This is a genomic window from Acinetobacter ursingii DSM 16037 = CIP 107286 (assembly GCF_000368825.1).
GTDB classification, from domain to species: Bacteria; Pseudomonadota; Gammaproteobacteria; order Pseudomonadales; family Moraxellaceae; genus Acinetobacter; species Acinetobacter ursingii.
In genome coordinates this window covers 1-14582 of record NZ_KB849710.1, presented here as the reverse complement: position 1 = coordinate 14582, position 14582 = coordinate 1, and the positions used below count along the sequence as shown (strand labels likewise).

12 protein-coding genes and 1 tRNA gene are annotated in these 14582 nt (G+C 43.2%); 1 reads left to right on the top strand and 12 read right to left on the bottom strand.

Features of this window, described 5'->3' with window-relative positions; genetic code table 11:
- Window positions 1-4 precede the first annotated feature (4 nt).
- Entirely contained in the window at window positions 5-883 is an 879-nt protein-coding gene (locus tag F944_RS00060) for an alpha/beta fold hydrolase (RefSeq protein WP_026039895.1), read from the bottom strand.
- A gap of 120 nt (window positions 884-1003) precedes the next feature.
- Between F944_RS00060 and F944_RS00055 the strand changes: the two genes are divergently transcribed.
- Window positions 1004-1483, top strand: coding sequence for a DUF4442 domain-containing protein (locus tag F944_RS00055; protein WP_004985076.1), 480 nt, complete (start codon window positions 1004-1006; stop codon window positions 1481-1483).
- A gap of 127 nt (window positions 1484-1610) precedes the next feature.
- On the opposite strand, the gene F944_RS00050 is transcribed toward F944_RS00055, so the two are convergent.
- The 11 genes from F944_RS00050 to F944_RS16540 all read right to left on the bottom strand — a co-directional run.
- Window positions 1611-1955, bottom strand: a complete 345-nt coding sequence (locus F944_RS00050) for a hypothetical protein (RefSeq protein ID WP_035245281.1) — start codon at window positions 1953-1955, stop codon at window positions 1611-1613.
- A 190-nt stretch (window positions 1956-2145) separates the two neighbouring features.
- Window positions 2146-6339, bottom strand: coding sequence for a DNA-directed RNA polymerase subunit beta' (gene rpoC, locus F944_RS00045; protein ID WP_004985071.1), 4194 nt, complete (start codon window positions 6337-6339; stop codon window positions 2146-2148).
- Window positions 6340-6475: 136 nt separating this feature from the next.
- The gene (rpoB, locus tag F944_RS00040) at window positions 6476-10564 is read right to left on the bottom strand and encodes a DNA-directed RNA polymerase subunit beta (protein WP_004985068.1); all 4089 of its coding nucleotides are present in this window, start codon (window positions 10562-10564) and stop codon (window positions 6476-6478) included.
- Between the two features lie 308 nt (window positions 10565-10872).
- Window positions 10873-11244 carry a 50S ribosomal protein L7/L12 gene (rplL, locus tag F944_RS00035; RefSeq protein ID WP_004985065.1) on the bottom strand — a complete coding sequence of 124 codons (372 nt, stop codon included), beginning with the start codon at window positions 11242-11244 and terminating at the stop codon, window positions 10873-10875.
- Between the two features lie 42 nt (window positions 11245-11286).
- Window positions 11287-11793 carry a 50S ribosomal protein L10 gene (rplJ, locus tag F944_RS00030; RefSeq protein ID WP_004985064.1) on the bottom strand — a complete coding sequence of 169 codons (507 nt, stop codon included), beginning with the start codon at window positions 11791-11793 and terminating at the stop codon, window positions 11287-11289.
- A 274-nt stretch (window positions 11794-12067) separates the two neighbouring features.
- A complete protein-coding gene (gene rplA, locus F944_RS00025; RefSeq protein WP_004985063.1) occupies window positions 12068-12763 on the bottom strand; it encodes a 50S ribosomal protein L1 in 696 nt (231 codons plus the stop codon).
- Between the two features lie 3 nt (window positions 12764-12766).
- Window positions 12767-13195 (bottom strand): 50S ribosomal protein L11, encoded by a 429-nt coding sequence (gene rplK / locus F944_RS00020; RefSeq protein WP_004637639.1) that lies wholly within the window; start codon window positions 13193-13195, stop codon window positions 12767-12769.
- 116 nt (window positions 13196-13311) lie between these two features.
- On the bottom strand, window positions 13312-13845 hold the full coding sequence (gene nusG / locus F944_RS00015; RefSeq protein WP_004985062.1) for a transcription termination/antitermination protein NusG: 534 nt from the start codon (window positions 13843-13845) through the stop codon (window positions 13312-13314).
- A gap of 7 nt (window positions 13846-13852) precedes the next feature.
- Window positions 13853-14293, bottom strand: coding sequence for a preprotein translocase subunit SecE (gene secE / locus F944_RS00010; protein WP_004985059.1), 441 nt, complete (start codon window positions 14291-14293; stop codon window positions 13853-13855).
- Window positions 14294-14362: 69 nt separating this feature from the next.
- Window positions 14363-14438: transfer RNA gene (locus tag F944_RS00005), tRNA-Trp, on the bottom strand.
- A gap of 59 nt (window positions 14439-14497) precedes the next feature.
- A partial coding sequence (locus F944_RS16540) for an EF-Tu C-terminal domain-related protein (protein WP_004985058.1) occupies window positions 14498-14582 on the bottom strand: 85 nt, incomplete at its 5' end.

Genomic DNA, 14582 nt, shown 5'->3' with positions numbered 1-14582 from the left:
TAAATTAAACTGGCTGTTGAGACCAAGCAAACTGACGAATATAGTCTGCCATTTTTTGTGGTTCACTCAACATTGCCCAATGATTGGCATCCAGCTCAACATATTCAAATTGCTTTACCCATTTGGGCATTCCTTTTAAAATATAATCAGGGCTGACAAAAGCATCACGCATGAGTACCACAGCCTGAACTGGGCATTGTGCATAGCGCTGACGTGGTCGAGTCAAACTTGGAATAAAATTCGCTCGATAAAGATTAACCCCATATTTTCCATCACTCGCAATATGGAAATTCAATGGTAAATCTTGCTTCCTTTCCAAACCATTTAAGATTTTTCCCCATTTTTCGGGAGTAAAATAATGCCAGACGGTAGGTGCAATGAAGGGCAGATGAAATGCACCGATATACCATGATTTTGATAATTTCTTCAAAAAATTGGCTGGATGAGTTTTAACTTCATCACGTAGCAACCAAGCAGCATGGTCCAAACAAGGGCCAGAAATCGTGGTATAAGACAAAATACGATCTTTAAATTTAGGTTCAGTCACCGATTCCCAGCTTTGAATCGATCCCCAGTCATGCGCAGCCAAATGAAACGGCCGATCTAACAACAATTGATTGACAACAGCTTCCAGATCCAGAGAAAGGCGTTCAAGCCGATAATCCCGAATATGCTTAGGAATACTGGATTGACCAGCGCCACGGACATCATAGGTGATTATATAAAAATCATCGATCAGCTCATGAATAATCGGCTCCCAGACTTCCTGATTATCAGGATAACCATGAACCAGTACCAAGGCTGGTTTTTGCTGATCGCCCCATGTTTTAGCACATAAGGTCTGCTGATCGGAAGTTTGGACAGTGTGAATCTGAGGATGCATGCCATTTCCTTTTTGTTTTTGATTGACCATTTCTTTAATCGGATTAGGCATTGCTATCAATGCCAGAATGATGTTAGTTATTTAGTATGAAGATAGCCTATAGAAAATCAATTGACCCTCATGAATATTTTAAAGCAACTTCAAACCATACCCGCTGTATCAAAGTTTATTATTAATCGCTATTCACCTTATCGTGGTGCGGGGATTAGCATTGACAAAATTGATCTGAAAAATTATTACATCCGAGTCAAAATGCCCCTCACCCGAAAAAACCAAAATATTGTCGGGACTCATTTTGGGGGAAGCTTATACTCGATGGTGGATCCTTTTTATATGTTGATCCTCATGCATCATCTGGGCTCAAAATATATCGTTTGGGATAAGTCTGCCAATATCAATTTTTTGTCACCTGGACGAAGTACCGTGTATGCAGATATTCGCCTAGATGCGATGGAACTTGAGCATATCCGTGAACTCGCCGGAAATTATGCACCAGTGCTAAGAAACTACACCGTTAATATTTTTGATGAATCTGGCGTCAGAATCGCCGAGATTCAAAAAACACTTTATATTCGTCGTAAAAAGCCAAAACCATTTTAAAGATATCACTGACCCTATTTTTATTTGAAATTTAAAGGGTTTTGATAAAAATCAAAGATTCTATATTTATCTAAATTCCTATCAAAAAAGACAGCTTGAAGCTGTCTTTTTGGTCATCGAGAAAACATTATTTTTTCTCTTGAATGGCTGCACCTGCGCCGCCACCAATGGCACCACCAACCGCAGCACCACCATCGCCACCAAATATTGCCTTGCCGACGACAGATCCAATACCCGCTCCAACGGCACTACTGGTTGTTGAGCTACTATTACCACCTTTGGCATTAGCACCTACGCCACCACCTAAAGCACCGCCAGCAGCAGCACCAACGCCACCACCCACATGGTTACCCACGCCACCACCAACAGCACCACCTAAAGCAGCAGCGCCAATACGTTGATTCGATGGACTCATATCCTGACAACCAGCGAGAATTGCGGTCGACATGACAGCGATCGCCATTAAACTCATTGTTTTTTCATGCTTAGCTCCTCGTTTAATACTTATCAGAATAAGCATTTTTGGAGAATTTTTTAATAAGATCATGTAACAAAATGCCCCATCCATGCAGTGATTTTGTAATCAAAAAAATCGGACAAATTCATCTATTTCTTTGCATAAAAAAAGACACCCGTAGGTGCCTTTCTTTTTCAATCAATCTTTAAAATTGATCAGAGTTTAATGCCTGACTGAAAGCTTGATCAACATCACTAAAGTCGTTGTGCAATTCATACTCAGCCGCTTCAGCTTCCTGACGACGACGTTCAAGATGATACGCTAGACCCGTACCTGCTGGGATCAAACGACCCACAACTACGTTTTCTTTCAAGCCACGTAAATCATCTTCTTTACCTGTTACAGCCGCTTCCGTTAACACACGAGTGGTTTCCTGGAACGATGCAGCAGATATGAATGAGTCAGTCGAAAGCGATGCTTTGGTGATCCCCATCAATTGACGTTCAAACTTCGCAGGGAACTTGTTCTGAGCCAAGACTGCTTGGTTTTCTTGAACGACACGGATGTAGTCCACTTGCTCACCTTTGATGAAGCTGGTATCACCACCATCAGTGATATCAACTTTACGCAACATTTGACGTACGATGACTTCAATGTGCTTATCGTTGATTTTTACACCTTGTAGACGATAAACGTCCTGAACTTCGTTCACGATGTAGTTGGTCAATGCCACTTCACCTTTCAAACGCAAGATGTCATGTGGATTTTGTGGACCATCAGAAATGGTTTCACCACGATTCACATGCTCGCCTTCGAACACGTTGATTTGACGCCATTTCGGAATCAATTCTTCGTAGATTTCAGAACCATCATCAGGCGTGATCACCAAACGGTTTTTACCTTTGGTCTCTTTACCAAAGCTCACGATACCTGATATTTCTGCCAAGATCGCATGCTCTTTTGGCTTACGTGCTTCGAACAAATCAGCTACACGCGGTAGACCACCAGTAATATCACGAGTACGTGAAGTTTCTTGTGGCACACGACCAATAACATCACCCACACCAATGGTTTCACCATCACGTACGGTTACGATGGTATTTTGTGGCAAGAAGTAGAACTGTTCGCCACCATCGGTTGTATCCAACACGATTGCAGGACGTAAATCTTTACCAGATGCAGGACGTGCTGTCACAGGCAAGATTTCAACCGTAGTCATACCCGTTGCATCATCAGTTTTAGACGTTGCAGTGACACCATCCGCAATTTGACTGAATCGCGCTTTACCTGCCACTTCTGTTACAAGTGGATGTGTATGCGGATCCCAAGTTGCGACAATACCGCCTGCTTCAACAAACTCACCGTCTTTCAACAGGATGCTTGCACCATAAGGCAGTTTATAACGCTCACGTTCACGACCTAACTCATCGGCAATACCAATTTCGCCTGAACGCGAAACAGAAACCAAGTGACCTTTAGCATGTTGTACCGTTTTCACATTATGGAAACGTACAGTACCTTTGTTACGCACTTGTACACTGTTTGCAGCAGAAGTTCGGCTTGCAGCACCACCCACGTGGAAGGTACGCATGGTTAACTGTGTACCAGGTTCACCAATCGATTGAGCTGCCATAACACCAACAGACTCACCTGGGTTAACCTGATGACCACGAGCCAAATCACGACCATAACATTTTGCACAAACACCAAATGATGATTCACATGCGATGACTGAACGAACTTTCACTTCATCGACACCCGCTTCTTCAAGCTGAGCTGCAATTTTCTCGTCAATCAAAGTGCCACGTGGCAATACCACTTCATTGTCCGATGCACGACGTACATCTTCTGCTGTTACACGACCCAATACGCGATCACGTAATGGCTCAATCACATCCCCACCCTGAATGAATGGCGTCATGACTAAACCGCCCGCAGTACCGCAGTCTGGCTCAGTAATCACCAAGTCTTGTGCTACGTCAACCAAACGACGAGTCAAGTAACCTGAGTTCGCAGTTTTCAATGCTGTATCGGCCAAACCTTTACGCGCACCGTGCGTTGAAATAAAGTACTGAAGAACCGTTAGACCTTCACGGAAGTTCGCTTTAATTGGCGTTTCAATGATCGAACCATCTGGTTTTGCCATCAAACCACGCATACCCGCCAACTGACGAATCTGAGCCGCACTACCACGTGCACCAGAGTCAGACATCATGTAGATGCTGTTGAACGATTTTTGTTTCTCGTCTTCACCCTGTTTGTTCTTCACATTGGTAAATGACAAGTTATCCATCATCGCTTTAGCGACTTGATCGTTAGTACGCGCCCAAATATCGACCACTTTGTTATAACGTTCACCCGCGGTCACAAAGCCTTGTTCAAACTGTTGTTCAATTTCACGAACTTCAGTTTCTGCTTTGTCAATAATGACTTGCTTTTGTGGCGGAATGACCATGTCTTCCATACCCACCGATACACCTGAGCGAGTCGCTTGACGGAAGCCCAAATACATCAATTGGTCAGCAAAGATAACTGTGTCTTTTAGACCTAATTTACGGTAGCAAGAGTTGATCAGTTTTGAGATGTTTTTCTTGGTCATCTCAAGGTTGATCATGTCAAAGCTTAAGCCTTCAGGAACGATTTCCCAAAGTAAGCAACGACCCGGTGTGGTATCCACAATAATGGTTTGCTTTTCGCGCTGACCATTTTCATCAATCACAGTCTGATGCACACGCACTTTTACACGTGCATGGATCGCAACTTTATTGGTGGCCAAAGCACGGTTTACTTCGTGCGTATCAGCAAAGACCATGCCTTCGCCTTTGGCATTGACTGCATCACGCGTGATGTAGTAAAGACCCAAGACCACGTCCTGAGACGGAACGATAATCGGCTCACCATTGGCAGGTGACAGGATATTGTTGGTTGACATCATCAAAGCACGTGATTCAAGCTGTGCTTCCAAGGTCAATGGAACGTGTACTGCCATTTGGTCACCGTCAAAGTCGGCGTTAAATGCAGTACAGACCAATGGATGCAAACGAATCGCTTTACCTTCGATCAAAATCGGTTCAAAGGCTTGTAGACCCAAACGGTGAAGTGTCGGTGCACGGTTCAACATCACTGGATGCTGACGAATCACATTCGCTAGAACGTCCCAAACTTCAGGAGTCTCGCGCTCAACCATTTTCTTGGCAGCTTTAATGGTGGTTGCCTGACCAGATGCCTGCAATTTTGCGAAAATAAATGGCTTGAATAGTTCAAGTGCCATCTTCTTCGGAAGACCACATTGATGCAAACGTAAAGTAGGACCAACGGTAATGACCGAACGACCAGAATAGTCAACACGTTTACCCAACAAGTTCTGACGGAAACGACCTTGTTTACCTTTGATCATATCTGCCAAAGATTTCAATGGACGTTTGTTTGAACCTGTAATCGCACGACCACGACGACCATTATCAAGTAATGCATCAACAGATTCTTGTAACATACGTTTTTCGTTACGTACGATGATATCTGGCGCTGCAAGGTCAAGAAGACGCTTTAAACGGTTATTACGGTTAATTACACGACGATAAAGATCGTTCAAGTCAGACGTCGCAAAACGACCACCTTCAAGTGGTACCAGCGGACGCAAGTCTGGTGGAAGTACTGGCAGTACATTCATCACCATCCATTCTGGCTTGTTGTTTGACTCTTTAAACGCTTCCATCAACTTCAGACGCTTAGACGCTTTTTTCAGTTTCGTCTCTGAGGTTGTTTGTGGAATTTCTTCACGAAGACGTGCGATTTCAGCTTCAAGATCGATGTCTTTCAACAAATCCTGAACCGCTTCCGCACCCATTTTCGCGGTAAATTCATCACCGTGTTCTTCAAGTGCGTTGTAATACTCTTCATCGCTAAGCAACTGATATTTCTCAAACGGAGTCATACCAGGATCAGTCACGACATAAGATTCGAAATACAACACACGTTCGATATCACGAAGTGTCATATCTAGTAATAAACCAATACGGCTTGGTAATGATTTCAAGAACCAGATGTGCGCCACTGGCGAAGCAAGCTCGATGTGACCCATACGTTCACGACGAACTTTTGCAGTGGTGACTTCAACGCCACATTTTTCACAAATGACGCCTTTGTATTTCATACGCTTGTATTTACCACACAAGCATTCGTAATCTTTGACTGGACCAAAGATTTTGGCACAGAACAAACCATCACGTTCTGGTTTAAACGTACGGTAGTTGATTGTCTCAGGCTTTTTCACTTCACCGTGAGACCATGACTTAATCATTTCTGGTGACGCAAGACCAATACGGATACGGTCGAATTCAACGGGTGCATGACCGTCAGAATCCGTTTTCTTACGCATGATATCGAGCAAGTCTTTCAATTTTTTTCTCCGTGTGTCAGAGAGCTAGGCTCATCCGACTGGGTCACAAATATTGTTTTTACTGAAATTTGAAAATCTCCTCTAACCCCTCTTTGAAAAGAGGGGCCCCCTTTAACAAAGGGGAATCGAGGGGGATTTAGTCACCATTTTTCAGTTCAATGTTGATACCTAAAGAACGGATCTCTTTGGTCAATACGTTGAATGATTCAGGCATACCCGGATCCATATAATGGTTACCATCTACAATGTTCTTATAGATGCGTGTACGACCTTCAACGTCATCCGACTTCACAGTGAGCATTTCCTGAAGGGTATATGCTGCGCCATAAGCTTCCAGTGCCCAGACTTCCATCTCACCGAAACGCTGACCACCGAATTGAGCTTTACCACCCAATGGTTGTTGCGTTACCAGAGAATATGAACCTGTTGAACGCGCATGCATCTTGTCATCCACCAAGTGGTTCAGTTTCAACATGTACATATAACCTACGGTTACAGGACGGTCAAACTGTTCACCTGTACGTCCATCAAACAAAATCTGTTGACCAGTACGTGGCAATTCAGCCAACTCAAGTAACTCTTTAATTTGACTTTCTTCAGCACCATCAAATACAGGAGTTGCTAGTGGTACACCTTTACGCAAGTTGCCAGCCAATACCAAGACTTCATCATCAGTCAGACTGTTTAGATCTTCTTGCTCACCACCGACCTTGTTGTAAATCTTATCAAGGAAGATACGAAGTTCGGCAATGGTACGCTGTTGTTGCAACATCTTATCGATTTGTTCACCCAGACCTTTGGCTGCCAATCCTAGATGTGTCTCCAGAATCTGACCCACGTTCATACGCGATGGTACACCTAATGGGTTCAAGACGATATCGACAGGTACACCATTGGCATCATGTGGCATGTCTTCTACAGGCAAGATGTTAGAAACAACACCTTTGTTCCCGTGACGACCCGCCATTTTATCACCTGGCTGGATACGACGTTTAACTGCAAGGTAGACTTTAACGACTTTCAAGACACCCGTCGTTAACTCATCACCCGTCGCTAATTTGCGTTTTTTCTCAGCAAATTTCTCATCAATTTCAGCACTCTTCTCTTTCAAGAATACTTGAATTTGACTTAAACGCTCAGCGATGCCTTCATCACTTGGTTGAATTTCAAGTAAATCGACCAGCTCAAGACCAGACAATAAATCTTCAGTCAGTTTGTCACCACGTTTAGTCGTGCCACCACCGTTAGAATCCTGACCTTTTAATAAGCGCACAATACGTTCACGTGCTGCTTCTTCAAAGATTTTGTATTCTTCTTTCAAATCTTTACGGTACGAATCCAATTGCGCTTTTTCAATCGCAAGTGCACGATCATCTTTCTCAAGACCATCACGTGTGAAGACTTGTACATCGATGACAGTACCTTTCGTACCAGACGGAACACGTAAAGATGAATCTTTCACATCAGCCGCTTTTTCACCGAAGATCGCACGAAGCAATTTTTCTTCTGGCGTAAGTTGAGTTTCACCTTTAGGCGTAACTTTACCTACCAGAATATCACCCGCAGTCACTTCCGCACCGATATAAACAATACCAGATTCATCTAGCTTGGATAGAGCAGCTTCACCTACATTCGGAATATCGGCAGTAATTTCTTCTGCACCCAATTTAGTATCACGTGCAACACATGATAATTCCTGAATGTGAATTGAAGTTAAACGATCTTCCTGCAAAACTCGCTCAGATAACAAGATTGAGTCTTCGTAGTTATAACCATTCCACGTCATGAACGCGACGCGCATGTTTTGACCCAATGCCAACTCACCACCATCGGTAGAAGGACCATCAGCCAATACATCACCACGACCAACTTTATCGCCCAGATTCACAAGAACTTTCTGGTTAATACAAGTATTTTGGTTAGAACGGGTGTATTTGATCAGGTTATAAATATCAACACCTGCTTCACCCGCGATCATTTCATTTTCATGAACACGAATGACCACACGTGATGCATCAACAAACTCAATCACACCACCACGTTTTGCAATTACACATACGCCTGAGTCACGTGCAACGGTCGCTTCCATACCCGTACCCACAAGCGGTTTATCCGCAAGTAAGGTTGGCACTGCCTGACGTTGCATGTTCGAACCCATTAAGGCACGGTTCGCATCATCGTGTTCTAGGAATGGAATCAATGATGCTGCTACAGAAACAACTTGCTGCGCAGAAACATCCATATGCGTCACTTTTTCAGGAGGCATACGTACAAATTCGCCCTGATGACGGACTGAAACCATTTCTTCAACGAGGTTACCCTCTGCATCAACACCAGAGTCGGCCTGTGCAATCACAGTCCCCACTTCTTCAATCGCAGAAAGATATTCAACATCGTCCGTTACACGACCATCGACTACCTTACGATAAGGCGTTTCCAAGAAACCGAAATCGTTGGCTTTTGCATAAACAGATAGCGAGTTGATCAAACCAATGTTTGGACCTTCAGGCGTTTCAATCGGACACACACGACCATAGTGAGTTTGATGTACGTCACGTACCTCAAAGCCTGCACGTTCACGTGTCAAACCACCTGGCCCAAGCGCTGATACACGACGTTTGTGTGTAATTTCAGACAATGGGTTGTTTTGATCCATGAACTGAGACAATTGGCTTGAACCAAAGAATTCTTTGATCGCGGCAGCAACAGGTTTCGCATTGATCAAGTCTTGTGGAGACAAGTTATCGGTTTCAGCTTGGCTTAAACGCTCTTTAACAGCACGTTCAACACGCACCAGACCCACACGGAACTGGTTCTCTGTCATTTCACCAACTGAACGGACACGACGGTTACCCAAGTGATCGATATCGTCGACTTCACCTTTACCGTTACGAATCTCAACCAATGTACGTAATACATCAGTGATATCCTCATTAGAGAGGATACCTTCAACTTCACGTGATTTTTGATCTGTACCAACTTCGTAAGGACGACCCAAACGACGGTTAAACTTCATACGACCAACAGGTGACAAATCATAACGTTCAGAAGAGAAGAACAAGTTATTAAACAAGTTTTCAGCCGCTTCTTTCGTTGGTGGCTCACCTGGACGCATTACCTTGTAGATTTCAACCAGTGCTTCTTCACGACCTGATGTGGTATCAGCACGTAAAGTATCCGCAATAAACGGACCATGATCGATATCGTTGGTATACAGGATATTAAACTGCTTTACGCCGCCTTCAGCTAGCTTGACCATGACTTCATGGCTGAGCAAAGTGTTGGCAGGAATGATATCACCATCTTTTAGTGTAATATCTTCAGCAGTGATACGCTCATACAGATACTCATCAGGCACTGAAAGCTTGCTTAGACCAGACGCTTCCATTTGACGAACATGACGCGCATTAATACGTTTGCCTTGTTCTACAATGACTTTACCGTCATTATCAGTAATATCAAACTGCGCCATTTCACCGCGTAAACGTTCAGGCACAAGATCAATTTGGTAGCTGCCCATGTCCAGATACACAGGTACTTTTTCATAGAACAAATCAAGGATTTGCTCATTGTTATAACCCAGTGCACGTAGAATAACCGTAGCCAATAGCTTACGACGACGGTCAATACGCACGTAAACCAAATCTTTGGCATCAAATTCAAAGTCTAACCATGAACCACGGTAAGGAATAATACGTGCTGAATACAGCACTTTACCGCTTGAATGAGTTTTACCTTTATCATGATCGAAGAACACACCTGGTGAACGGTGTAACTGAGATACGATGACACGCTCAGTACCGTTAATCACAAATGTTCCGTTCTCAGTCATGAGTGGCATTTCACCCATATACACTTCTTGTTCGCGAACATCTTTAATTGATTTCGTTTCACGATCTTTAATGATCAAACGAATTTTTACGCGCATTGGTGCCGCATAAGTTGATCCGCGAAGAATACACTCGCGTACATCAAACTCTGGTTTACCAAGACTATACTCAACAAATTCTAAAGCAGCATTGCCAGAATAACTTTCTATAGGAAAAACTGAACGAAATGCGGCTTGGAGACCGATATCTTCGCGGTTTTTCGGTGTTTTGCCATCTTGTAAAAACGTTCTGTACGAATCGACCTGAATCGAAAGCAAGTACGGAGCGTCCATGACGCTAGGCAATTTACCAAAATTCTTACGGATCCGTTTCTTTTCGGTATATGAGTATGCCATCTGGAGTCCTCGGAAAGTAAACCAGGCTCGCCTGCAGAACGAGCTTGGATGGAATGACGCAGGCCGATATGGCCACCACTTTTACAAATGCTGCAATTTTTAAGTGGTATTAAAACGCTTAACAATATTTTTAAACCAGAAAAATATTGGTAAGCGTTTGAATTTATTTCATTTGTTCTTTAAATCGAGCGTTTTTATATCAAACAAACAAAAATCGAGCCGATTATTGTAACGCAAAAAGGCTGATGACCCAAGAGCCATCAGCCATTTTATGGGGCCGATTATCAAAAAATCGACCCCTTGATGCATTACTTAAGTGTAACTGTAGCACCAGCTTCTTCAAGTTTCTTCTTAAGCTCTTCGCCTTCTTCTTTAGAAACGCCTTCTTTAAGAACTTGTGGAGCACCTTCAACAAGATCTTTCGCTTCTTTAAGACCAAGACCAGTCGCTTCACGAACTGCTTTAATTACAGCAACTTTGTTCGCGCCGAAAGAAGTCAATTCAACATTGAATTCAGTTTGTTCTTCAGCAGCAGCAGCGCCAGCACCTGGAGCAGCAGCAACAGCTACAGCAGCAGCAGATACATTGAATTTCTCTTCAAAAGCAGAGATTAATTCAACAAGTTCAAGAACAGTTTTTTCAGCAACTGCGTTTAAGATTTCTTCGTTAGTTAAAGCCATGAGAATAACTCCAAATGGATATTGAATAAGGTAAAAGTGTGATTAAGCTGCTTCTGACTCGTTTTTCTCTTTGAGTGCTGTAAGTAAGCGACCCAATTTCGAAACAGGAGCTTGAAGAACAGAGGCAAGCATAGTAAGTGCTTTCTCTTGGTTTGGAAGGTTTGCAATAACGCTAACTTCAGCACCTTGATAAACTTTGCCGTCAAATGCAGCAGCTTTTAATTCAAATGCTTTGTTCGTTTTTGCAAATTCTTCAAACAAGCGTGCAGCTGCACCCATGTCGTCTTCAGAAGTTGAAAAACCAAGAATTGTTGGGCCTACAAGGTTGTCATTCAAGATATCAAATTGAGTACCTTCAAATGAACGTTTAGCCAAAGTATTACGCACGATACGTGTAGTAACACCTAACTTACGCGCTTCAACACGAAGTTGAGTAAGTTTTTCGACAGTTAAACCTTGATAATCAGCAACAACAGCAGAGAACGCTTTAGAAGCAACTTCGTTGACTTCTGCGACGATCTGTTTTTTGCCTTCGATAAGAAGAGCCATTGTAAAACCTCCTAAGGTGACTTATGCATCTGAGCTAGATGCACTCCCAATTCGTAAACCTTTCGGCTTACACGCGGAGGAGGAACAAATCACACCACCGCGTCTACTCAGGCAATCAATTAAGGCCAAAGTCTAAACTCCAACCACCTGAGGTCTTTGACGCTGGCAAATTAATATTTACCAATTCAAAGTCCGCTTGATGACATATTTGAATCCTCAAAGATTCATCAAATACGTTTATTCACCAAGACCTTTAAAAATCTTTTAACTAAAATTAGTTAGAAACGTTATTTACATCAACAGTCAAACCAGGGCCCATTGTTGAGCTCAAAGTGATCTTTTTGATATAAACACCTTTAGAAGTTGCAGGTTTTAACTTTTTCAAGTCAGCAACTAAAGTTTCAACGTTTTGACGGATCGCTTCAGCGGTAAAACCTACTTGACCGATCGCAGCATGGATAATACCTGCTTTGTCTACACGGTAACGCGCCTGACCTGCTTTCGCATTTTTAACTGCACCAGCAACATCTGGAGTAACCGTACCCACTTTAGGGTTTGGCATTAAGCCACGTGGACCAAGAATTGTACCCAACTTACCTACAACGCGCATTGCATCTGGAGCCGCGATCACAACATCAAAGTCAAGATTACCTTGTTGAATGCTTTCAGCAAGATCATCAAAACCTACGATATCAGCACCTTCAGCCTTAGCAGCTTCAGCAGCAGCACCCTGAGCAAATACTGCAACACGTACAGTTTTACCAGTACCCGCTGGAAGTGTAGTTGCACCACGAACAACCTGATCAGATTTACGTGGATCTACACCCAGATTAACTGCAACATCCAAAGACTCTTTGAATTTAGCAGCAGGTAGATCGTTAAGAACTTGTACCGCTTCTTCCAAAGTATAAACTTTGTTAGTATCGACAGCAGCAGCAATGGCTTTTTGACGTTTAGTTAACTTTGCCATGTCTTATAGCTCCACTTCCAAGCCCATAGAACGTGCAGAACCAGCGATGGTACGAACACGTGCGTCTAAATCAGCACCAGTTAAATCTGGTTCTTTCGTAGTCGCAATTTCTTCTAATTGAGCACGAGTCAACTTACCAACTTTAGTTTTGTTTGGTACAGAAGAACCCTTTTGAATACCAGCAGCTTTCTTAAGAAGAATAGATGCAGGTGGAGTTTTCATGATGAAAGTGAACGACTTATCGTTGTACACAGTGATCACGACAGGAATAGGCAAACCTACTTCAAGTTTTTGTGTCGCAGCATTGAATTCTTTACAGAACGCCATGATGTTAACACCACGTTGACCCAAAGCAGGACCAATTGGTGGAGATGGATTTGCTTTACCAGCTGGAACTTGCAGCTTGATATAGCCGTCAATCTTCTTAGCCATTATAGATTACCTCTGGGTACAAACGCCGCTAGGCTCCCCAACATTTACTTCACAACATACAGGATGCTGTAATAACAAATGCCCGATCAGATCGGGCGCTTTCCAACCAATTCAGGTTAATTCGCTTTTTCGACTTGACGAAATTCGAGTTCAACCTGAGTTGGACGGTTAAATACATTAATCGTCAACGTTAAACGTGACTTCTCGTACTGAACTTCCTCCACAACTCCTTTAAAGTCTGTGAACGGACCATCAGTCACCAATAATTCTTCGCCTGGCTCAAACATTGTCTTAGGACGAGGTGCTTCACCAGTATTGCGCACACGTGCAAGAATCGCATCAGCTTCTTTTTGTGAAATCGGAGCAGGCTTTTCTGCTGTTCCACCTATAAAGCCCAGAACTTTTGGACATTCTTTGACAATGTGCCAAGTTTCATCGTTCATTTCCATTTCGACCAACACATAGCCTGGAAAGAACTTACGTTCTGATTTACGCTTCTTACCATCCTTCATTTCCACCACTTCTTCGGTAGGAACAAGGACTTCACCAAAGCTATCGGCAACAGCGCTACGTGCAATACGATCATTCAAAGAACGCATTACCTGTTTTTCATAACCAGAATAGGCATGAATAATGTACCAACGTTTCATAGCTCTTTTATCCGATAATTAACTTAATTAACCAACCCAGTCCATAGTCAAAACACCACAATACAATTGCAGTAATAATAACCACTAACAAAACCTGCCAAGATGTGGTCACGGTTTCTTGTTTTGTTGGCCAAGTTACTCGACGCAGCTCAAGTCGCGCATCTTTAAGTAAACGAACAAAGCCTTTACCCTGATGGGTGGCGTATAATAAACCTAAAGCAACAACGATACAAGCGATAATTACACCAACACGCACCCAAACACTATTTGCAGGTGGCCAATACGCAGGTAGATATTGATTCACCATGGCTGCACCAACTAAAAGTACCAGTGCAATCGCCCACAGTACAATATCCAACGGCGAACCAGAAGTGACAACTTCGGCAGAATTATTTCTTTGAGGGATTGGCGCGTCGCTTAATGCGTCACGCGATTTATCATTCGACATTTTTTTACTCGTCGTTGAACTCGCGACTTATTATATGACACTTAAGTCAGCATCAAGCTTGTCATAACGTGGCAGGCCAGGAGGGACTCGAACCCCCAACATTCGGTTTTGGAGACCGACGCTCTACCAATTGAACTACTGACCTAGGACACACAAGCCGAGAGTCTAGACTCTCGGCTCAAAAATTGCAACCGTATAAAGTGATTATGCAGTTACTTTCGCAACAACACCAGCACCTACAGTACGACCACCTTCACGAATCGCAAAACGTAGACCTGGGTCCATTGCG

What these genes read in the sequence shown, in the direction of transcription:
- F944_RS00060 (WP_026039895.1), bottom strand. Translation starts at nt 883, where the DNA reads ATGCATCCTCAGATTCACACTGTCCAAACTTCCGATCAGCAGACCTTA.
- F944_RS00055 (WP_004985076.1), top strand. Translation starts at nt 1,004, where the DNA reads ATGAATATTTTAAAGCAACTTCAAACCATACCCGCTGTATCAAAGTTT.
- F944_RS00050 (WP_035245281.1), bottom strand. Translation starts at nt 1,955, where the DNA reads ATGAGTTTAATGGCGATCGCTGTCATGTCGACCGCAATTCTCGCTGGT.
- rpoB (WP_004985068.1), bottom strand. Translation starts at nt 10,564, where the DNA reads ATGGCATACTCATATACCGAAAAGAAACGGATCCGTAAGAATTTTGGT.
- rplL (WP_004985065.1), bottom strand. Translation starts at nt 11,244, where the DNA reads ATGGCTTTAACTAACGAAGAAATCTTAAACGCAGTTGCTGAAAAAACT.
- rplJ (WP_004985064.1), bottom strand. Translation starts at nt 11,793, where the DNA reads ATGGCTCTTCTTATCGAAGGCAAAAAACAGATCGTCGCAGAAGTCAAC.
- rplA (WP_004985063.1), bottom strand. Translation starts at nt 12,763, where the DNA reads ATGGCAAAGTTAACTAAACGTCAAAAAGCCATTGCTGCTGCTGTCGAT.
- rplK (WP_004637639.1), bottom strand. Translation starts at nt 13,195, where the DNA reads ATGGCTAAGAAGATTGACGGCTATATCAAGCTGCAAGTTCCAGCTGGT.
- nusG (WP_004985062.1), bottom strand. Translation starts at nt 13,845, where the DNA reads ATGAAACGTTGGTACATTATTCATGCCTATTCTGGTTATGAAAAACAG.
- secE (WP_004985059.1), bottom strand. Translation starts at nt 14,293, where the DNA reads ATGTCGAATGATAAATCGCGTGACGCATTAAGCGACGCGCCAATCCCT.